This window comes from Micrococcus sp. Mcc89 (assembly GCF_024519795.1).
In the GTDB taxonomy this organism is placed as follows: Bacteria; Actinomycetota; Actinomycetes; order Actinomycetales; family Micrococcaceae; genus Micrococcus; species Micrococcus luteus.
In genome coordinates, this window is the sequence record NZ_JALJRI010000078.1 from 1 (window position 1) to 21026 (window position 21026).

General features: G+C 73.3%; 18 protein-coding genes and 1 pseudogene. 15 read left to right on the forward strand and 4 right to left on the reverse strand.

All coding sequences use genetic code 11. The annotated features are described in order from the left end of the window. Positions 1–202, forward strand: a pseudogene (locus NR072_RS07710) (hypothetical protein); the annotation flags it as partial. Between the two features lie 183 nt (positions 203–385). Here NR072_RS07710 and NR072_RS07715 read toward each other — a convergent pair. The 4 genes from NR072_RS07715 to sdhC form a co-directional block, all read right to left on the reverse strand. Next, a complete protein-coding gene (locus NR072_RS07715; protein ID WP_010079347.1) occupies positions 386–1177 on the reverse strand; it encodes a succinate dehydrogenase iron-sulfur subunit in 792 nt (263 codons plus the stop codon). Then, a complete protein-coding gene (gene sdhA, locus NR072_RS07720) occupies positions 1177–2964 on the reverse strand; it encodes a succinate dehydrogenase flavoprotein subunit (protein WP_036314558.1) in 1788 nt (595 codons plus the stop codon). Before sdhA ends, NR072_RS07715 begins: the two co-directional genes overlap by 1 nt. Before the next feature lie 77 nt (positions 2965–3041). Beyond that, the gene (locus NR072_RS07725) at positions 3042–3521 is read right to left on the reverse strand and encodes a succinate dehydrogenase hydrophobic membrane anchor subunit (RefSeq protein WP_036314556.1); all 480 of its coding nucleotides are present in this window, start codon (positions 3519–3521) and stop codon (positions 3042–3044) included. A gap of 3 nt (positions 3522–3524) precedes the next feature. After that, complete coding sequence (sdhC, locus tag NR072_RS07730) at positions 3525–3929, reverse strand: succinate dehydrogenase, cytochrome b556 subunit (RefSeq protein ID WP_078025777.1); 405 nt, start codon at positions 3927–3929, stop codon at positions 3525–3527. A gap of 246 nt (positions 3930–4175) precedes the next feature. On the opposite strand from sdhC, the gene NR072_RS07735 reads away from it, so the two are divergent. The 14 genes from NR072_RS07735 (at position 4176) to NR072_RS11495 (ending at position 20992) form a co-directional block, all read left to right on the forward strand. Next, on the forward strand, positions 4176–5327 hold the full coding sequence (locus NR072_RS07735; protein ID WP_144818790.1) for a mannose-1-phosphate guanylyltransferase: 1152 nt from the start codon (positions 4176–4178) through the stop codon (positions 5325–5327). A 61-nt stretch (positions 5328–5388) separates the two neighbouring features. Further along, complete coding sequence (locus tag NR072_RS07740; protein ID WP_036314553.1) at positions 5389–6645, forward strand: amidohydrolase; 1257 nt, start codon at positions 5389–5391, stop codon at positions 6643–6645. 144 nt (positions 6646–6789) lie between these two features. After that, a complete protein-coding gene (locus NR072_RS07745; protein ID WP_256836743.1) occupies positions 6790–7947 on the forward strand; it encodes a BMP family protein in 1158 nt (385 codons plus the stop codon). A 126-nt stretch (positions 7948–8073) separates the two neighbouring features. Beyond that, complete coding sequence (locus NR072_RS07750) at positions 8074–9672, forward strand: ABC transporter ATP-binding protein (protein ID WP_036313325.1); 1599 nt, start codon at positions 8074–8076, stop codon at positions 9670–9672. Then, positions 9669–11084, forward strand: a complete 1416-nt coding sequence (locus NR072_RS07755) for an ABC transporter permease (protein ID WP_134416298.1) — start codon at positions 9669–9671, stop codon at positions 11082–11084. Before NR072_RS07750 ends, NR072_RS07755 begins: the two co-directional genes overlap by 4 nt. Continuing rightward, positions 11081–12388, forward strand: a complete 1308-nt coding sequence (locus NR072_RS07760; protein ID WP_095347466.1) for an ABC transporter permease — start codon at positions 11081–11083, stop codon at positions 12386–12388. Before NR072_RS07755 ends, NR072_RS07760 begins: the two co-directional genes overlap by 4 nt. Before the next feature lie 2 nt (positions 12389–12390). After that, complete coding sequence (locus NR072_RS07765) at positions 12391–12822, forward strand: cytidine deaminase (protein ID WP_010079337.1); 432 nt, start codon at positions 12391–12393, stop codon at positions 12820–12822. A gap of 74 nt (positions 12823–12896) precedes the next feature. Next, the gene (locus NR072_RS07770; RefSeq protein WP_256836745.1) at positions 12897–14231 is read left to right on the forward strand and encodes a thymidine phosphorylase; all 1335 of its coding nucleotides are present in this window, start codon (positions 12897–12899) and stop codon (positions 14229–14231) included. 4 nt (positions 14232–14235) lie between these two features. Further along, positions 14236–14883 (forward strand): DedA family protein, encoded by a 648-nt coding sequence (locus NR072_RS07775; protein WP_230277876.1) that lies wholly within the window; start codon positions 14236–14238, stop codon positions 14881–14883. A gap of 24 nt (positions 14884–14907) precedes the next feature. Further along, positions 14908–16119 (forward strand): adenosine deaminase, encoded by a 1212-nt coding sequence (locus NR072_RS07780; protein ID WP_036336747.1) that lies wholly within the window; start codon positions 14908–14910, stop codon positions 16117–16119. A 7-nt stretch (positions 16120–16126) separates the two neighbouring features. After that, the gene (locus NR072_RS07785; RefSeq protein WP_073115971.1) at positions 16127–16933 is read left to right on the forward strand and encodes a MazG nucleotide pyrophosphohydrolase domain-containing protein; all 807 of its coding nucleotides are present in this window, start codon (positions 16127–16129) and stop codon (positions 16931–16933) included. 177 nt (positions 16934–17110) lie between these two features. Next, entirely contained in the window at positions 17111–18388 is a 1278-nt protein-coding gene (eno, locus tag NR072_RS07790) for a phosphopyruvate hydratase (protein ID WP_060974053.1), read from the forward strand. A 136-nt stretch (positions 18389–18524) separates the two neighbouring features. After that, complete coding sequence (locus NR072_RS07795) at positions 18525–19343, forward strand: septum formation initiator family protein (RefSeq protein ID WP_256836747.1); 819 nt, start codon at positions 18525–18527, stop codon at positions 19341–19343. Between the two features lie 50 nt (positions 19344–19393). Next, positions 19394–20992, forward strand: coding sequence for a DUF501 domain-containing protein (locus NR072_RS11495; RefSeq protein WP_306230955.1), 1599 nt, complete (start codon positions 19394–19396; stop codon positions 20990–20992). Positions 20993–21026: the final 34 nt, after the last annotated feature.

The following is a 21026-nucleotide window of genomic DNA, read 5'->3' on the forward strand; positions in this document are numbered from 1 at the left end:
TCAGCGGGTCATTCCCTGGCCACCTATGGGCAGCTTTTCATGGCCGCTTACAGCCTTCTGGATGGTCGACGGCGGGCGGATGGTGCAGGCCGGGGGAGGGGGTCCGGTCGTGCTGGGCGCCGTCGTCGGGATGCTCGTGTCCAGCGCGGTGTGGCTGCGTGTGGCGCACCGGCGGGAGACGCGCGCCGCCTTCGACGTCTGAGCTCGGACCGCCCCCGCCTCCGCCTCCGGTCCCGCCCGTCCCCACGCCGAGGCCCGCAGACACGCCGCTACGCCGGTCCGGTGACGGCGCGTCTGCGGGCCTCGGCGGGAGGGGCACCACGCACGACGACGGCGGCCCGCCTCCTCGAGGTGAGGAGACGGGCCGCCGTCGTGGTGCGGGGGATCAGAACTGGCGGGCCAGGATGGCCCGCTTCACCTCGGAGATCGCCTTGGTCACCTGGATGCCGCGGGGGCACGCGTCGGTGCAGTTGAAGGTCGTGCGGCAACGCCACACGCCCTCCTTGTCGTTCAGGATCTCCAGGCGCATGTCGCCGGCCTCGTCACGCGAGTCGAAGATGAACCGGTGCGCGTTGACGATGGCGGCCGGGCCGAAGTACTGGCCATCCGTCCAGAACACCGGGCAGGACGAGGTGCACGCGGCGCACAGGATGCACTTCGTGGTGTCGTCGTAGATCGCCCGGTCGGCCTGGGACTGGTAGCGCTCCTTGGTGGGCGCGTGGCCCTCGGCGACCAGGAACGGCATGATCTCGCGGTAGGACTGGAAGAACGGGTCCATGTCCACGATCAGGTCCTTCTCCACCGGCAGGCCCTTGATGGGCTCCACCAGGATGGGCTTGGACAGGTCGAGGTCCTTCAGGAGCGTCTTGCAGGCCAGGCGGTTGCGGCCGTTGATGCGCATGGCGTCGGAGCCGCACACGCCGTGGGCGCAGGAGCGGCGGAACGACAGGGTGCCGTCGTGGTCCCACTTGACCTTGTGCAGGGCGTCCAGCACGCGGTCGGTGCCGTACATGGTCAGGCGCCACTCGTCCCAGTAGGACTCCTCGGAGGACTCCGGGAGGTAGCGGCGGACCTTGAGCACGATGTCGAAGCTCTCGACCTCGCCTGCGCCGCCACCGGCGGACTGGGTCTGCGCCTGGGCCACGGGGGCCTCGGTCTCGGTTGCTGAGTGGCTCATCAGTACTTACGCTCCATCGGCTGGTAACGGGTCACGACGACGGGCTTGGTCTCGAAGCGGATGCCCTTGACGCCCTCCATCTCCGCGGTCTCGTCACGGTAGATCATGGTGTGCGCCATGAAGTTCTCGTCGTCGCGGTCGGGGTAGTCCTCGCGGTAGTGCCCGCCGCGGGACTCCTTGCGGCCCAGGGCCGCGAGGGTCATCGCCTCGGCGATGTCCAGGAGGTAGCCCAGCTCCATGCCCTCGAGCAGGTCGAGGTTGAAGCGGCGGCCCTTGTCCTGGACGGACACGTTCTCGTAGCGCCCGCGCAGCTCCTCGATCTTGGCCAGTGCGCGGCGGATCGAGTCCTCGTCGCGGAAGACCTGCATGTCCGCGTCCATCGACTCCTGGAGCTCGGCGCGGATGTCCGCGACGCGCTCGGAGCCGGTGGCGGAGCGCAGGTTCTCGATGTGCTCCACGGTCGGCAGCTCGCCGCCCTCGGGCAGCTCCACCCAGTCCGCCTGCGCGGCGTACTCGGCGGCGTAGATGCCGGCGCGGCGGCCGAACACGTTGATGTCCAGCAGCGAGTTGGTGCCCAGGCGGTTGGACCCGTGCACGGACACGCAGGCCACCTCGCCGGCGGCGTACAGGCCCGGCACGACGGTGTCGTTGTCCTGGAGGACCTCGGCCTGGATGTTCGTGGGGATGCCGCCCATGAAGTAGTGGCAGGTGGGGAACACCGGCACCGGCTCCGTGTAGGGCTCGACGCCCAGGTACGTGCGGGCGAACTCGGTGATGTCCGGGAGCTTCTCGTCGATGTGCGAGGGCTCCAGGTGCGTCAGGTCGAGCAGCACGTAGTCCTTGTTGGGGCCGGCGCCGCGGCCCTGACGGACCTCCTCGGCCATGGACCGGGCCACGATGTCGCGCGGGGCGAGGTCCTTGATGGTGGGGGCGTAGCGCTCCATGAAGCGCTCGCCGTCCGCGTTGCGGAGGATGCCGCCCTCGCCGCGTGCGGCCTCGGAGAGCAGGATGCCCAGGCCGGCCAGGCCGGTCGGGTGGAACTGCACGAACTCCATGTCCTCGAGCGGCAGGCCCGCGCGGTAGGCGATGGCCATGCCGTCGCCGGTGAGGGTGTGGGCGTTCGAGGTGGTCTTGTACACCTTGCCGGCGCCGCCGGTGGCGAAGATGACCGACTTGGCCTGGAAGACGTGGATCTCGCCGGTGGCCAGCTCGTAGGAGACGACGCCGGCGGTGCGCTTCTGCTTGTAGGCGGTGCCGTCCTCGCGCACGGCGTCCTCCTCCACCAGCAGCAGGTCGAGCACGTAGAACTCGTTGAAGAACTCCACGTTGTGCTTGACGCAGTTCTGGTACAGCGTCTGGAGGATCATGTGGCCGGTGCGGTCCGCGGCGTAGCAGGCGCGGCGCACGGGCGCCTTGCCGTGGTCACGGGTGTGGCCGCCGAAGCGGCGCTGGTCGATCTTGCCCTCGGGGGTGCGGTTGAAGGGCAGGCCCATCTTCTCGAGGTCCAGCACCGCGTCGATGGCCTCCTTGGCCATGACCTCCGCGGCGTCCTGGTCCACCAGGTAGTCGCCGCCCTTGACGGTGTCGAACGTGTGCCACTCCCAGTTGTCCTCCTCGACGTTGGCGAGGGCCGCGCACATGCCGCCCTGGGCCGCGCCGGTGTGGGAACGCGTGGGGTAGATCTTGGTGAGGACGGCGGTGTGCGCGCGCTGACCGGCCTCGATGGCCGCGCGCATGCCCGCGCCGCCGGCGCCGACGATCACCACGTCGTACTTGTGCACCTGCATTCAGGTCTCTCTTTCTGGGTGTCTGTGACGCGGCGGCCGCTCGGGCCGGCCGCACCGCAGGGCGAGCGTTTCCGAGGTCAGCCGCAGAAGGCCGGGGAGCCCTCGAGCAGGGCGCCGGAGGCGTCCACCATGCAGGGATCGAAGGTGAAGATCACCAGGGTGCCGAGGATGATGATCACGGCTGTGGCGATGTACAGGATCATCGTCAGCCAGAAGCGGGCGCTGCCGCGACGGGTGTAGTCGTTGATGATCGTGCGCACGCCGTTGGCGCCGTGCAGCATGGCCAGCCACAGGAGGGCCAGGTCCCAGAACTGCCACAGCGGGTGCGCCCACTTGCCGGCCACGAAGCCGAAGTCGATGGCGTGGATGCCGTCGCCCACCAGCAGGTTGGTGGTCAGGTGCACGGCGATCAGCACGACGAGGAAGACGCCCGAGATGCGCATGAACAGCCAGGCGAGCATCTCGAAGTTGCCGCGGCCGCCGCCGTCGCGCGTGTACTTGGGGTCCAGACGGCGGCTGCGGGGCGCCGCGATGGTGGTCTCAGCGGTGGTGCTCATGGCTCAGTGACCTCCGAGTGCGAGGCTGAAGTGACGGATGGCGAAGCCCAGGGTCAGGACGACCCACAGCCCCAGCACGATCCACAGCAGGGTCTTGTGGTGCTGGGTGCCGCCCTTCCAGAAGTCGACCAGGATGATGCGCAGGCCGTTCAGGGCGTGGAAGATGATCGCCGCGACGAGGCCGGCCTCGCCGAGCGCGAAGTACCACGTCTTGTACGAGCCGATCACGGCGTTGTAGGCCTCGGGGGAGACCCGGACCAGGGCCGTGTCCAGCACGTGGACGAGCAGGTAGAAGAAGATGACGACGCCGGTGACGCGGTGGCCCACCCAGGACCACATGCCGCCGTGGCCCCGGTACAGGGTTCCGCGGCCGTTCTTGGCCGGGGCCTGCGCAGTGGCGCTAGACACGGTTGATACCTCCAGGGGGAATGCACGATCCCGGTCCTCCGCCGTGGGACGACGACGGGCAGGGGCGTGTGCGAGTGGATTCCTCCACCTAGGGTAGACCCTTCCCGCGCCTCCGTGCCCGATCGGGACCCGGGCGACCACTGTGACGCGTGCGGCGCCCCGCCGCCGTCCTGTTCGGTCTGGGCTGTGCCCCGCCTGGGACGCGTCGAGTGGTCCCCCGTCCGGACGGTTCCGTAGTCTGGCCCGGTGAGCACCGATCCGAACCTGACCGATGCCCCGCGCGAGGCCGCGCCGGGCACGGCCCTGTCCCGCTTCCACGCCGTGATCCCCGCCGGGGGCGTGGGCACCCGCCTGTGGCCCCTCTCGCGGGCCGCCGCGCCGAAGTTCCTCCACGACCTCACCGGCTCGGGCCAGACCCTGATCCGTGCCACGTGGGACCGTCTGGCGCCCCTGGCCGCGGGCATGCTCGTGGTGACCGGGGAGGCCCACCGGGAGGCGGTGTGCATGCAGCTGCCGGCCCTGGCGGAGACGGATCTGGTGCTCGAGCCCTCGCCCAAGGACTCCGCGGCCGCCATCGGCCTGGCCGCGGCGATCCTCTCCCTGCGCGACCCGGACACGATCATGGGCTCGTTCGCGGCGGATCAGGTGATCTCCCCGGTGGAGGTCTTCCAGGACGCGGTGCGGCAGGCCGTCGAGACGGCGGCCACGGGCCGGATCGTGACCATCGGCATCGAGCCCACGCACGCGGCCACGGGCTTCGGCTACATCCGCCGGGGCCGCCGTCTCCGCGTGGCCGGCGCCCCGGACGCGCACGACGTCGCCGCGTTCGTGGAGAAGCCGGACCTGAAGGTCGCCCAGCAGTACGTGAAGTCCGGCCGCTACCTCTGGAACGCGGGCATGTTCGTGGCGCCCGTGGGCCTCATGCTGGCCCACCTCGAGGAGAACGAGCCCGCGCTGCACGCCGGCCTGATGGAGATCGCCCGCGCGTGGGAGACGCCGGAGCGGGACGAGGTCATGGCCCGGGTGTGGCCCGAGCTGACGAAGACCGCCATCGACTACGCCGTGGCCGAGCCCGCCGCCGCCGTCGGCGACGTGGCCGTGATCCCCGGCTCCTTCACGTGGGACGACGTGGGGGACTTCGCGGCGATCGCCCGCCTGAACCCGGTCAAGGACGCCTCCGGCATCACGGTGATCGGCGACACCCCGCGCGTGTACTCGGACGACGCGTCCGGCGTCGTGGTGACGGACACGAAGCGCGTCATCGCGCTGATCGGCATCGAGGACGTCGTCGTGGTGGACACCGAGGACGCGCTGCTGGTCACCACCACGGAGCACGCCCAGGAGGTCAAGAAGGCCGTCGAGGCGCTCAAGGCGGAGGGTGTGGACGAGGTCCTCTGACCGCGCCCTGGGCCGGGTCCGGCCCGCATCGACCGGCACCCCCGGAGTAGGGTGCTGGGCCATGACCACCTCCGACTCCGTGCTGACCGGGCCCCGTCCGACCTCCGTCCCCTCGGTGGGCCCCGTGGTGGCCGAGCTCGAGGACGAGATCGTGTCCTTCCGCCGGGACCTGCACCGGCATCCCGAGCTCTCCTATGAGGAGTACCGCACCACCGACCGCATCGTGGAGCTGCTCTCCGGCTACGGGCTCTCGCCCGTGCGGATGGAGTCCACGGGCGCCTACGTGGACGTCGGGGAGGGGCCGGTGGTGCTGGCCCTGCGCGCGGACATCGACGCGCTGCCGGTCGAGGAGGAGACCGGCCTGCCCTACGTGTCCGTCAATGACGGCGTCGCGCACGCGTGCGGCCACGACATGCACACCGCCGTGATGGCGGGTGTGGCCGTCGCCCTCGGCCGCATCCTCCGCGGGGCCACCGCCGACCCCGACCTGCGCGCGGTCGGCGAGCGGGTCCACGGCACGGTCCGCGTCATCTTCCAGCCCGCGGAGGAGCGGCTGCCCGGCGGCTCCCTGGCCGTGCTGCGGCAGGGGATCCTCGACGACGTTCCCCGCATCCTGGCGGCGCACTGCGACCCCCAGGTCGACGTCGGCTCGATCGGCACCCGCATCGGCGCCATCACCTCGGCGGCGGACACGATCCGGATCACCCTCACCGGACGCGGGGGGCACACCTCGCGGCCCCACCTCACCGAGGACATGGTCTTCGCCCTGTCCCAGATCGCCGTGAACGTGCCCGCCGTGCTCTCCCGGCGGATCGACGTGCGCTCGGCCGTCTCCGTGGTGTGGGGGCAGATCGCCGCCGGCAGCGCGCCCAACGCGATCGACAACACCGGCTACCTGGCCGGGACCATGCGCTGCCTCGACGCGGACGTGTGGGAGGAGGCCGGCGCGCTGCTCGACGAGGTGGTCCGACAGGTGGCCGCGCCGTACGGCGTGCACGTGCAGCTCGAGCACGTGCGCGGCGTCCCGCCGGTGCACAACACCGAGGGCGAGACGGCGCTGATCGAGACCGCGGCGCGGCGGGAGCTCGGCTCGCGGGCGATCGTCCTGACCCCGCAGTCGATGGGCGGCGAGGACTTCGCCTGGATGACCCAGAAGGTGCCCGGCTCCATGCTGCGCCTCGGCACCCGGTCCCCGGGTGGCCCCATCTACGATCTGCACCGCGGGGACTACGCGCCGGACGAGCGGGCCATCGGCGTGGGCATGCGGGTCTTCACCGCCGCCGCGCTGCAGGTGCTCACGGGCGAGGACCACCACTGACCCCACCGCCCGCCCCCGCCGGAGGGGACGGGCCCACCGTTCGGTAGACTCGCGCTCATCCGGACGGGGCCACCCGCACGGGCCCCGTCTTTCCGCGGCCACCGGCCGCGGGCCTCGCACCGTGCCTTCCGAAATGAGGACCCCATGGGCATCGCCACCCCGTCGGCCGCGCGCCGCCGTCGTCTCCTGCTCCCCGCCGCCGCGCTCGGCGTCTCCGGCCTGCTGCTGACCGCGTGCGGCGCCCCGCCGGAGCAGTCCGAGGCCTCGGGCCCCGGCGCCGCCGAGAGCGAGGCCATCGCCACCGTGGACGGCGTCGGCTCGGACAACAAGGACTACAAGGCCTGCATCGTCTCGGACGAGGGCGGCTTCGACGACCGCTCCTTCAACCAGTCCTCCTACGAGGGCCTCAAGGCCGCCGAGAAGGCCTACGGCATCACCACCAGCGAGGCCGAGTCGAACGAGCCCAGCGAGTTCACCCCGAACGTGACCGCCATGGTCAACGCCGACTGCGACGCCGTCATCGGCGTGGGCTTCCTCCTCGGCGACGCCATGAAGCCGATCGCCGCGCAGCACTCGGACACCCACTTCTTCGGCGTGGACGTCACCGCGGAGGGCTTCTCCGACAACGTCCAGAAGCTCACCTACGACACGGCGCAGGCGGCGTTCCTGGCCGGCTACCTGGCGGCGGGCACCACCGAGACCGGCACCGTGGCCACCTATGGCGGCATGGAGATCCCCACCGTCACCATCTTCATGGACGGCTTCGCCCGCGGCGTGGAGCACTACAACGAGGTCAAGGACAAGGACGTCAAGGTCCTGGGCTGGGACAAGGACGCGAAGACCGGCTCCTTCACGGGCGACTTCAAGAACGTGGCCAACGGCAAGACGAACACCGCCAACTTCATCAACGAGGGCGCCGACATCGTGATGCCGGTGGCCGGCCCCGTGGGCCTGGGCACCCTGGACGCCGTCCGCGAGGCGAACCAGGGCGGCAAGGACGTCAAGGTCATCTGGCCGGACTCGGACGGCTACGAGTCCACCAAGGACGGCAACCTGATCCTCACCTCGGTGAAGAAGAACATGGGCCAGTCCGTCGCCGACGTGATCGCCGCGGACCTGAAGGACGAGTTCTCGGCCGAGCCCTACGTGGGCACGTTGGAGAACAAGGGCGTCGAGCTGGCCCCGTTCCACGACTTCGAGGACACGGTGCCGCAGGAGCTCAAGGACGAGCTCAAGGATCTCGAGGCCAAGATCGTCTCGGGCGAGCTGAAGGTCGGCTCGGAGTACTCCCCGGAGGCCTGACCCGCCTCGCCACCGCCGCAGGGCCGGCCCGGACCCCTCCGGACCGGCCCCGCGGCGCGCGGGCGCCCGGCCCGCCCCCGCCGCCGAGCGCGGCACCACGAGCATCGACCAGACGGAAGGCCCTCGATGAGGCTCGAACTGCGCGGGATCACCAAGCGCTTCGGCTCGTTCGCCGCGAACGAGGACGTGAACCTGACCGTGGAGTCGGGGCGGGTGCACACCCTCCTCGGCGAGAACGGCGCCGGCAAGTCCACCCTGATGAACGTCCTCTTCGGGCTCTACGAGCCCACCGAGGGGGAGATCCTGCTCGACGGCGAGCCCGTCCGGTTCTCCGGCCCCGGCGAGGCCATGCGCGCGGGCATCGGCATGGTGCACCAGCACTTCATGCTCGTGCCCGTCTTCACGGTGGCCGAGAACGTGGCCCTCGGCGACGAGCACACCCGCGCCCTGGGCGTGCTCGACCTCGAGGCCACCCGCCGGCGGATCCGGGAGATCTCCGCGCAGTACGGCTTCGACGTGGACCCGGACGCCGTCGTCGAGGACCTGCCCGTGGGCGTGCAGCAGCGCGTCGAGATCATCAAGGCCCTCGTCCGCGACGCGCGCATCCTCATCCTGGACGAGCCGACCGCCGTGCTCACCCCCCAGGAGACCGACGAGCTGCTCGGCATCATCCGGCAGCTGCGGGCGGACGGCACGGCGATCGTGTTCATCTCCCACAAGCTGCGCGAGGTCAAGGCCGTCTCGGACGACATCACCGTGCTGCGCCGCGGCCGCGTGGTCGGCACGGCGGAGCCCTCCGCCGAGGCCGCCGAGCTGGCCGCCCTCATGGTGGGCCGGAACGTCGTCCTCGAGCGGCGCAAGACGGCCCCGACCCTGGGGGAGGAGACGTTCCGCGTCGAGGACCTCTCCGTCGTCTCGCCCACGGGCCAGGTGCTGCTGGACGCCGTGTCCTTCGCCGTCCGCCAGGGCGAGGTCCTCGCCGTGGCCGGTGTGCAGGGCAACGGGCAGACCGAGCTGACCGAGGCGATCATGGGCCTGGTCAAGGCCACCGGCTCCGTCACCCTGGACGGTCGGGAGCTGATCGGCCGGTCCACCCGCCAGATCATCCGCGCCGGCGTCGGCTTCGTGCCCGAGGACCGCTCCACGGACGGGCTCGTCGGCCCGTTCTCCGTGGCGGAGAACATGGTGCTCAACCGGTACGACGTCGCCCCGGCCGGCAACGCCGTGCAGATGCGCCCCGCCGCGGTGCGGGCGCTCGCCGAGCGCCGCGTGGCCGAGTTCGACGTCCGCACCCAGGGCGTGGACCTGCCGGTCTCCTCCCTCTCGGGAGGCAACCAGCAGAAGGTCGTCATGGCCCGCGAACTCGTGGACGGGCTGCGCCTGTTCATCGCCTCGCAGCCCACGCGCGGCGTGGACGTCGGCTCGATCGAGTTCCTGCACGACCGGATCATCGCCGAGCGCGACGCCGGCACCCCCGTGCTGATCGTCTCCACCGAGCTGGACGAGGTCCTCGAGCTGGCGGACCGGATCGCCGTGATGTACCACGGGCGGATCGTCGGCATCGTGCCGGGGGACACCTCGCGCGAGACGCTCGGCCTCATGATGGCCGGCCAGACCCCCGACGACGCGGCCCTCGCCTCCGGCGCAGACGTCGCCGCGGGCACGCCCGGCACCGCCGGTGAGGCGCCCGCCGCCCACCCCACCACGGAAGGAGAGCGCCCGTGAGCACCGCCGCCCCGCAGCGCCCGGCCCCCGCGTCCGACGCGGCCGCCCGGCCCGCCCCCGCCGACTCCGCCCTGCGCCGGATCCTCTCGGGCAACGGCACGGTCACCGCCCTGGCGATCCTGCTGTCCCTGCTGATCTCCGGCCTGCTGATCATCGCCGTGGACGAGGACGTCCGCGACGCCGCCGGCTACTTCTTCGCCCGCCCGGGCGACCTGCTCTCCGCCGCCTGGGCCGCGTTCGCCGGAGCCTTCGCGGCCCTGTTCCGCGGCGCCGTCTTCAACTACCGGGCCTCGGACGCGACGGGCATGCTCTACCCGCTCACCGAGACCCTCACCGTGGCGACCCCGCTGATCATCATCTCGCTGGGCATCGCCATCGCCTTCCGGGCGGGCCTGTTCAACATCGGCGGCCAGGGTCAGTTCATCTTCGGCGCCATGTTCGCCACGTGGTTCGGCGTGCACCTGCACCTGCCGGCCGGCGTGCACCTGCTGCTCGTCGTCGTGATGGGCGTGCTCGGCGGCGTGCTGTGGGGCTCCGTCGTCGGCGTGCTCAAGGCCTGGACGGGCGCGCACGAGGTGATCCTCACGATCATGCTCAACTACGTGGCGGTGAACCTGCTCGCCTACCTGTTGAACACCCCCGTCCTGCGGGCGCCCGGCACCACGAACCCGGTGTCCGCGCCGCTGGACCGCTCCGCCATGTTCCCGCGGCTGCTGGGGACCGACTTCCGGCTGCACTGGGGCTTCTTCGTCGCGCTGCTGGCCGTGCTCTTCACGTGGTGGCTGATGCAGCGCTCCACCCTCGGCTTCCGCCTGCGGGCCGTGGGCGCCAACCCGGACGCCGCCCGCACGGCCGGCATCTCCGTCAAGGGCTCCTACCTGGCCGCCATGGCGATCTCCGGCGGCCTGGCCGGCCTGGCCGGCGCCACCCACGTGGCCGGCACGGAGAGCACGCTGAACACCTCCGTGGCCGGGTCCTTCGGCTTCGACGCGATCACGGTGGCGCTGCTCGGCCGGTCCCACCCGGTGGGCGTGCTGTTCGCGGGCCTGCTCTTCGGCGCCCTGCGCGCCGGCGGCGTGACCATGCAGACCGAGACCGGGGTGCCGGTCGACATCGTCCTCGTGGTGCAGTCCGTGATCGTGCTGCTCATCGCGGCCCCGCCGCTGGTGCGCGCCATCTTCCGGCTGCCCGCCCCGGGCGCCGCGCGCGCCCGCCGCGCGGCCGACCCCGTGACCCAGCCCGCCGTGGCCGGCGCCGCGCTGACCGGCGCCGGCGGCCACGCCGCCGCCCCGTCCACGGGCGTCCAGGAGGCCGCGGCCGCCGCCGTCGCGGACCCGCAGGCTCCGACCACTGCACCCACGGACACGGCCCCGACCCACCGCCCGCACGAGCAGAAGGGGGACGCCCGATGAGCGCGACCGCCGCCCGGCCCCACGCCGACGTCGTCCGCCCCGAGGCCGCCGAGCCCGCCCGGGTCGTGGTCCGGCACTGGACCACCCCGATCGCCCTGACGATCCTGACCCTGCTGGCCCTGGCCGTCTTCGCCCTCGGCGCCCCCGAGGCGGCGGCGACCTTCCGACTCTCGAACGCGTCCGACGCCGTCGTGCTCCCGGACCTGACCGCCGACCCCGTGCTGGGGGGCTGGCTGCTCGTCGGGCTCATGGCGGTGCTGACCGCGGTGGCCTGGCTGGCGACCCTGCGCTCGGGGCGCACCCCCGGCTGGGCCGCGGCCCTGTTCGCCGTCGCCTTCGTGGCCGCGTTCCTCATCTGGGTGATCGGCTCGGCGGACAACACCACCGTGTTCCTCACCGGCCTGATCGCCGGCTCGTTCGCGCTGGCCGTCCCGCTGATCTTCGGCTCGATGGCCGGCATCCTGGCCGAGCGCTCGGGCGTGGTGAACATCGCGATCGAGGGTCAGCTGCTGGCGGGCGCGTTCACGGCCGCCGTCGTCGGCACCGCCACCGGCTCGCCCTGGGCGGGCCTGGCCGCCGCGATCGTGGCCGGCGTCCTCGTGTCCTGGCTGCTCGCCGTGTTCTCGATCAAGTACCTGGTCAACCAGGTGATCGTCGGCGTCGTGCTCAACGTGCTCGTGGCCGGCCTGACGAGCTTCCTGTACTCCACCGTCCTCACCGGCGGGGACACCGAGCTCAACGCGCCGCCGCACTTCCCGAACCTGCGGATCCCGGGCCTGGCGGACATCCCCGTGCTCGGGCCCATCCTGTTCAACCAGACGATCCTGGGCTACGCGATGTACCTGCTCGTCATCGCGCTGTGGTTCGCCCTGTTCCGCACCCGCTGGGGCCTGCGCGTGCGCGCCGTGGGCGAGCACCCCAAGGCCGCGGACACCGTGGGCATCGACGTGAACCGCACGCGGTACGCCGCCGTCCTGCTGGGCGGTGCGGTGGCCGGCATGGGCGGGGCGTTCTTCACGCTCGTCTCCGCGTCGTCCTTCACCAAGGAGATGACGGCGGGCCAGGGCTTCATCGCGCTCGCGGCCGTGATCTTCGGCCGCTGGAACCCGATCGGCGCGTTCTTCGCGGCGCTGCTGTTCGGCTTCGCCACCAACATGCAGTACGTCCTGGCGATCCTCGGCACCCCGGTGCCGAGCCAGTTCATGGCGATGCTCCCGTACCTCGTCACGGTGTTCGCCGTGGCCGGCCTCGTGGGCCGCTCGCGCGGCCCGGCCGCCTCGGGCGTGCCGTACGTGAAGGAGTAGCCGTGGCGGACGGGCAGCACACGACGACGGCGCCGCGCGTGGACTGGGACCGGCTGCGGGCCGCGGCCCTGGCCGCCACGGAGCACGCCTACGTGCCCTACTCGGGGTTCCGGGTGGGCGCCGCCGCGCTCACCGACGACGGCCGCCTCGTCTCGGGCTGCAACATCGAGAACGCGTCCTACGGGCTGACCCTGTGCGCCGAGTGCGCGCTGCTGGCCGACCTGCGCATGGGCGGGGGCGGCCGACTGGCCGCGTTCGTGTGCGTGGACGGCGAGGGCGTGCTCACCATGCCCTGCGGGCGGTGCCGCCAGCTGCTGTACGAGTTCCGCGCCCCCGGGCTCGTGCTGCTCACCCCGGCGGGGGAGCGGGGGATCGACGCGGTGCTGCCGGACGCCTTCGGCCCGGCCGACCTGGAGCGGGCGGACCGTCCCTGACCTGCGGCGCGCTCCCGGGCCCGCTCGCTAGAGTCGGAGGCTGACCGTCGCAGCCGTCCTCCGAGGAGAACCCCATGACCGCGCAGCCGCAGGCCGAGCCCTTCGACGCCGTCGAGGTGATCCGCACCAAGCGGGACCGGGGGACGCTGTCCCCCGAGCAGATCGACTGGGTGGTGGACGCGTACACCCGCGGCGTGGTGGCGGACGAGCAGATGTCCGCCCTGGCCATGGCGATCCTGCTCAACGGCATGGACCGCGCCGAGATCGCCCGCTGGACGGACGCGATGATCGCCTCGGGCGAGCGCATGGACTTCGGCGGGCTCACCACCCCGGACGGCCGCCCCCTGGCCACCGCGGACAAGCACTCCACCGGCGGTGTGGGGGACAAGATCACCCTGCCGCTGGCCCCCCTCGTGGCCTCCTTCGGGGTGGCCGTGCCGCAGCTGTCCGGCCGCGGCCTCGGCCACACCGGCGGCACCCTGGACAAGCTCGAGGCGATCCCCGGGTGGCGGGCCGACCTCAGCAACGAGGCGATGCTGCGCCAGCTCTCCGAGGTGGGCGCCGTGATCTGCGCGGCCGGCTCGGGCCTGGCCCCGGCGGACAAGCGCCTGTACGCCCTGCGCGACGTCACCGGCACGGTGGAGGCCATCCCGCTGATCGCCTCCTCGATCATGTCCAAGAAGATCGCCGAGGGCACCGGCGCCCTCGTGCTGGACGTCAAGTGCGGCTCGGGCGCGTTCATGAAGGACGAGGCGTCCGCCCGCGAGCTGGCCCGGACCATGGTGGACCTCGGCCGGGACGCCGGGGTGGACACCTCGGCGCTGCTCACGGACATGTCCGTGCCCCTGGGCCGGACGGCCGGCAACGCCCTCGAGGTCCGCGAGTCGGTGGAGGTGCTCGCCGGCGGCGGCCCGGCCGACGTCGTGGAGCTCACCGTGGCGCTCGCCGCCGCGATGCTCGCCGGCGCCGGGGTCACGGACGTGGACCCGGCCGAGCACCTGGCCAACGGCCGGGCGATGGACGTGTGGAACCGGATGATCGAGGCCCAGGGCGGCGACCCGCGCGCGGCCCTCCCGACGGCGGCCCACACCGAGGACGTCGTCGCGGAGACGGACGGCGTCCTCACCGAGCTGGACGCGATGGCCGTGGGCCTGGCCGCGTGGCGCCTCGGCGCCGGGCGGGAGCGACAGGGCCAGGCCGTCCAGGCCGCGGCCGGCGTCGAGGTGCACGTGCGCCCCGGCGAGCGCGTGGCCCGGGGCCAGAAGGTGCTGACCCTGCACACGGACACGCCGGAGCGCTTCGAGCGGGCGAAGGCCGCGCTCGCCGGCGGCTGGGCCGTCGGCGAGCTCGACGACGACGCCGCCCAGACCCTTCGCGAGCGCTCCGTGATCCTGGACCGGATCGGCTGACCGGATGCTCGCGTGGCTCGAGGAGGCGATCCTCCACGCCTCCGCGCAGTGGTGGGTCCTGCCGCTGACGCTGCTGCTGTGCCTGCTCGACGGCATCGTGCCGATCTTCCCGTCGGAGTCGGTGCTGGTGGCCCTCGGCGCGATCGTCCGCGACGGGCACCCGTTCTCCCTGTGGGCGCTGTGGGGGGTCGGCTTCGCGGGCGCGTTCCTGGGGGACGTGGCCGCGTACGCGATCGGCCGTGCCGTGGGCGTGGAGCGGTTCCGGTGGATGCGGCTGCGGCGGGTGCGGGCCACGGTCGAGGTCGCCCGGCACCACCTGCACAGCCACGGCGCGCTGCTGCTGTTCACCGCCCGGTTCATCCCCGGCGGCCGCGTGGCCCTGAACCTCACGGCCGGCGCCACCCGCTATCCGCCGGTGCGGTTCGTGGCGCTGGACCTGCTCTCCACGGCCAGCTGGGCCGCGTACTCGATCATGATCGCGCGCCTGACCGCAGGCTGGCTGGAGAACCCGGTGCTGCAGATCGCCGCCTCCGTGACGGGTGCCGCGCTCGTGGGCCTGCTGCTGGACCGCCTGCTCAAGGCCCTGCTGCGCCGCCGGCTGGGCGCCGGGGTGAAGGGCCTCACCCTGGCCGAGCAGGAGGCCCTGCGCTGAGCGCCCTGCCGTAGAGTGACGCCCGTGACGACGACGCAGCTTCCGGACACCGCATCCCCCTCCCCGCTCGAGGTCGACCTGGCCGTCCTGCCCAAGGTCTCCCTCCACGACCACCTCGACGGCGGCCTGCGCGTGGGCACCGTCCTCGACCTGGCCCGCGAGGCCGGCGTCGAGGTCCCCGCGGACACCGTCGAGGGCCTGGCCGAGTGGATCGCCGAGCACGCCAACGGCGAGTCCCTCGAGAAGTACCTGCAGGTCTTCGCCCTGACCACCGCCGTGATGCAGACCCGCGAGCAGCTGCGCCGCGTGGCCCGCGAGTTCGTCGAGGACCTGGTCGCCGACGGCGTCGTCTACGGCGAGATCCGCTGGGCCCCCGAGCAGCACCTGGCCGGCGGGCTGAGCCTGGACGAGGCGGTCGAGGCCGTGCAGGCCGGCCTGGACGAGGCGGTCGAGGCCGCCGACGCCGCGGGCCACGTGATCCGCGTGGGCCAGCTGGTCACCGCGATGCGGCACGCCGACCGGGCCCAGGAGATCGCCGAGCTGGCCGTGCGCCACCGCGAGGCCGGCGTCGTGGGCTTCGACATCGCGGGCGCCGAGGCCGGGTTCCCGCCCTCCCGCTTCGCCGACACCTTCACGTGGCTGGCCGCCCACCACCTGCCCGTCACCGTGCACGCGGGCGAGGGCGACGGCTTGGACTCCGTCCGCTCGGCCCTCGTGGACGGCCGCGCCCTGCGTCTGGGCCACGGCGTGCGCCTGGCGGAGGACATCTCGGTGGAGTACGGCGGCGTGGACGAGGACGGCGAGCAGCTGGACGAGCTGACCGGCCTCGTGGACCTGGGCGAGACCGCCGCGTGGGTGCGGGACCGGCAGATCGCCCTGGAGGTCTGCCCGTCCTCGAACCTGCAGACCGGCGCGGTGGACGCCGCGGCGGGCATCGCGGGCCATCCCATCGACCTGCTCGTGCAGCTCGGCTTCCGCGTCACCGTGAACACGGACAACCGGCTCGTCTCGGACGTGTCCCTGACCGACGAGCTCTACCTGCTCGCCGAGACCTTCGGCTACTCGCTCTCCGAGCTGCTGGACCTGCAGCTCAACGCCGCCGAGGCCGCCTTCCTGTCCGTGGACGAGCGCGAGGACCTCGCCGAGATCCTCGTGGCCGGCTGGGGCGAGGTCATCTCCGGCGACGCCGTCGGCCCGGTCCTCGAGGAGCTGGACGACGAGGACGAGGACGACTGATCCGCCCGTGAGCGCGAGTGTGGACCGTCTGGTGGCGGTGGTCGAGGCCCTGCGCGACCACTGCCCCTGGACGGCCGCGCTCACCCACGCCGACCTCGCCGAGTACCTCGTGGAGGAGGCGTACGAGGCGGTGGCGGAGATCGAGTCCCGCGACGCCGCCGCATGGGCCGACGTGCCCGCGCGTCGGGCCGACGGCGCGTACCCCGCCCTGGCCGCCGAGCTCGGGGACGTCCTGTTCCAGGTGGTGCTGCACGCCGCCGTCTCCCGGGCGCCGGGCGCCCCGGCGGAGACGGCCGGGTTCCGCCTGGACGACGCCGCCGACGCCCTCACCGCCAAGATGATCCGGCGCAACCCGCTCGTGCTCACTCCCGAGGGCGGCCTGCGCCCGGCCGAGGAGCTCGCCGCCGTCACGCCCGAGGCCGTCGAGCTGGCCTGGGAGCGGGTCAAGGCGCAGGAGCGGGCCGCCGCGGGGCTCTCGTCCGCCGCCCCGGCCCACGGCGACGGCGGCACCGGCCCGGGCCTCGACGTCGGCGACATCCCGGCCCGGCTGCCGGCGCTGGCCGCCGCCGCGAAGGTGGTCGACCGCGCGGCCCGGCAGGAGCCGGACCCGCTCGCGGCGCACGTCCCGGTGCCGGCCGCGGAGGCGGGGGAGCGTCCGGTGGCGGTGTGGCCGGACGAGACCGCGCTCGGGGCGGAGCTGTTCGCGCTGGTGTTCCGGGCCCGGGCGGCGGGGCTGGACCCCGAACGGGCCCTGCGCACCACGGTGGCGCGAGTGCGTGCGGGGGACTGGTCGGCGCTGCGTCCGTCCGGCTGACGCGACGCCGCGCCGGCCCGGCCGCCGCCCCGACCGCGCCCCAGCGACATCGCAGCCGGGGGGAACGGCGGTCTTGTCGCCGGCGCGCGGCCGCCTGGAACCGGAGGTCCCCGCTAGGCTGAGGCCGTGTCCACGCCGCGGGCACGACTTCCGACTTCGATTGAAGGAGACCCGTCCATGGCCCTGATCGACGCCATCCACGCTCGCGAGATCCTCGACTCGCGCGGCAACCCCACCGTCGAGGTGGAGGTGCTGCTGACCGACGGCTCCCTGGGCCGCGCGGCCGTGCCCTCGGGCGCGTCCACCGGCGAGTTCGAGGCGGTCGAGCGCCGTGACGGGGACAAGAAGCGCTACGGCGGCAAGGGCGTGCTGGACGCCGTCGCCGCCGTCGAGGGCATCGCGGAGGAGCTCGAGGGCGAGTTCGCCGCGGACCAGCGCGCCGTGGACCGCGCGATGCGGGACCTGGACGGCACCCCCAACAAGGGCACGCTGGGCGCGAACGCGATCCTGGGCGTGTCCATGGCCGTCGCCGCCGCCGCCGCGCAGGCCTCCGACCTCATGCTCTACAAGTACCTGGGCGGCCCGAACGCCCACGTGCTGCCCGTGCCGATGATGAACATCCTCAACGGCGGCGCCCACGCGGACTCCAACGTGGACATCCAGGAGTTCATGATCGCCCCGATCGGCGCCCCGTCCTTCCGCGAGGCCCTGCGCTGGGGCACCGAGGTCTACCACGCCCTGAAGACCGTGCTGCAGGAGAAGGGCCTGTCCACCGGCCTGGGCGACGAGGGCGGGTTCGCCCCGTCCCTGGAGTCCAACCGCGCCGCCCTGGACCTCATCGCCGAGGCCGTGACGAAGGCCGGCTACCGCCTGGGCGAGGACATCGCGCTGGCGCTGGACGTCGCCTCCTCCGAGTTCTTCGACAAGGGCTCCTACACCTTCGAGGGCCAGCAGCGCTCCGCCGAGGAGATGGCCGCCTACTACACCGAGCTGGTGGACAACTACCCGATCGTCTCCATCGAGGACCCGCTCGACGAGGACGACTGGGACGGCTGGCAGCACCTGACGGCGCAGCTGGGCGATCGCGTCCAGCTGGTGGGCGACGACCTGTTCGTCACCAACGTGGAGCGGCTGCAGCGCGGCATCGACGAGAAGGCCGGCAACGCCCTGCTCGTGAAGGTCAACCAGATCGGCTCCCTGACCGAGACCTTCGACGCGATCGCCCTGGCCCAGCGCCACATGTTCCACTGCATGATCTCGCACCGCTCGGGCGAGACCGAGGACACGTTCATCGCGGACCTCGCGGTGGCCACCAACGCCGGCCAGATCAAGACCGGCGCCCCGGCCCGCTCGGACCGCGTGGCCAAGTACAACCAGCTGCTGCGCATCGAGGAGGACCTGGCCGACGCCGCCGTCTACGCGGGCCGCTCCGCCTTCCCGCGCTTCCGCGGCTGACCGTCCCCGACGACGACGCGCGGGCCCGCCCGGATCCTTCCGGGCGGGCCCGCGCCCGTCCCGGCGCGACCAGGATCCTGCCAGGGGCGGGCAGTAGGCTGGGAGGGTTCCCGCAGTGCGTCCGAAGGAGTCCGCGATGAGTCCGCGCCGCCCCCGCGTGCCCCGTGTCGACCCGACGACGGGCGCCCCGCGCCGGACCGCCGTCGCGGCCCCGGCGGCCCCGACGACGGCCTCCCCGAAGCCGGACGCGCCCACGCCGACCCCCGCGGCCCCCACGCCGGCGCCCGCGGCGACGGACGCCGAGGTCATCGACCTGCAGAGCGTCCAGGAGCGCCGCCAGGCCGGTCACCCCGGACACCTGGACGGGCACCCGGACGCGGACCGGGCCGACACGGCCTCCGCCGGGGACACCGCCGCCCCCGCATCCCCGTCGGCACCCCCGCGCCGCACGGCTCCGGCCCGCCCGGCCGGGCGTCGGCCCCGGCCCGCCCCCCGCGGCGCCGCATCCGCCGCCGCCACGGCCGCCCGCCGTCGGGCCCCGCTGCCGGAGCCGGTGCCGGCCCGGCAGATCACGGGCCGCTCGCTCATCGTCGTCGCCGTGCTGCTGGTGGCCGCCGTCCTGGTGGCGCCCACGCTGCGCGCGTTCCTGAACCAGCAGCTGGAGATCTCGGCCGCGCGCGAGGAGATCGCCACCATGCAGGCCCAGCGCGAGGACTACGAACGGCGGATCCAGCTGTGGGACGATCCCGCCTACGTGACCCAGCAGGCGCGTGAGCGTCTCGAGCTGGTCATGCCGGGGGAGACCCTGTACTCCGTGACGGGGCGGCCCTCCGAGACCGACACCGCGACCGAGACCGAGGACACGCCCGCCGCCGGCGCGGACGAGGTCGTCAACACCCGCCTGCCGTGGGCCGAGGGCCTGTGGGACTCGGCCGTCCGCGCCGGGCTCGAGTGAGCCCCGCGTCCCGCCCCCGCCCGCACCACCCCCGCACCCCCGAGGACACCATGACCGTCAGCCCCCGCCCCGCCCAGGACCGCACCGTCACCGAGAAGGACCTGGACACCCTGTCCCGCCAGCTCGGCCGCCCGGTCCGGGACGTCGTGGAGATCGGCGCCCGCTGCGTGTGCGGCAACCCCCTCGTGGCCACCACCGCGCCGCGGCTCTCCAACGGCATCCCGTTCCCCACGACCTTCTACCTGACCCACCCCGTGCTGACGGCGGCGGTCTCGCGCGTGGAGGCGGACGGGGAGATGGCGCGCATGAACGACCGCCTCGCCCAGGACCCCGCGCTCGCGGCCGCGCACCGCGCGGCGCACGAGGCCTACATCGCCGAGCGGGACCGGGTCGGGGCCGAGGCCGGCACGGGGCCCGTCCCGGAGATCGCCGGGGTCTCGGCCGGCGGCATGCCCGAGCGCGTGAAGTGCCTGCACGCCCTCGTGGGCCACGCGCTCGCGGCCGGGCCGGGGGTGAACCCGCTCGGGGACGAGGCGATCGCCCTGGTGGCCCCGTGGTGGACGCCCGAGGTCTGCGCGTGCGAGGGCGCGTGGGACGAGGCCGCGGCGGTGCCCACGAAGGACCTCTCCCGGCACGTGAAGCACCTCGAGCGCGTCGCCGCGCTGAAGGAGGTGACGGTGGCCGGCGTGGACTGCGGCACGAACTCCATCCGCCTGCTGATCTCCCGGCCGGCCGGGACGGACGAGACCACCGGCGCCGGGGCCGACCCGGCGGCGCCGCTGGCCGACGTCGTGCGCGAGATGCGCGTGGTGCGCCTGGGCGAGGGCGTGGACGCCACCGGCGCGTTCTCCGACGCCGCGCTGGAGCGCACCTTCGCGGCGGTCGACGAGTACGCCCGCCTGGTCCAGCGCCACCACGCCGGCCGGGTCCGGTTCGTGGCCACCTCCGCCAGCCGGGACGTCTCCAACCGGGCCGCGTTCGTCGACGGCGTCCGGGAGCGGCTCGGCGTCGAGCCGGAGGTCGTCTCGGGCGCCGAGGAGGCCGGCCTGTCCTTCGCGGGCGCCGTCTCCGCCGTCGAGACCGCGGACCTGGGCCCGGAGGACCTCGTGCTCGTCGTGGACCTCGGCGGCGGCTCCACCGAGCTGGTCGTCGGCACGCCCGCGGGCGAGGTCGTGGGCGCGGTCAGCCTGGACATGGGCTGCGTGCGGTTCACCGAGCGTCATCTGCGCTCCGACCCCCCGACGTCGGACGAGGTCGCCGCGGCCCGCGCGGACGCCCGCCGCCTCCTCGACGACGCCGCCGCCCGCCTGCCGCTGGAACGCGTGGCCCGCGTGGTCGGCGTGGCCGGCTCGGTGACCACCGTGACCGCCGAGGCCCTCGGGCTCAGCACGTACGAGCCCGAGGCCATCCACGGCGCGCGTCTGCCGATCGCGGAGTTCCGCGCGGCGGCGGAGGGCCTCGTGGCCGCGACCCGGGCCGAGCGCTCCGAGCGGGGGTTCATGCACCCGGGACGGGTGGACGTGATCGGCGCGGGCGCGCTGCTGTGGAGCACCGTCCTGGAGCGGGTGGCCGAGGTCGCGGGCGTCACCGAGGCCTGGGCGAGCGAGCACGACATCCTGGACGGGATCGTGCTCTCGCTGCGGTCCTGACCACGACGGCGGAGAGTGGAGGGGCCGGGCCCGT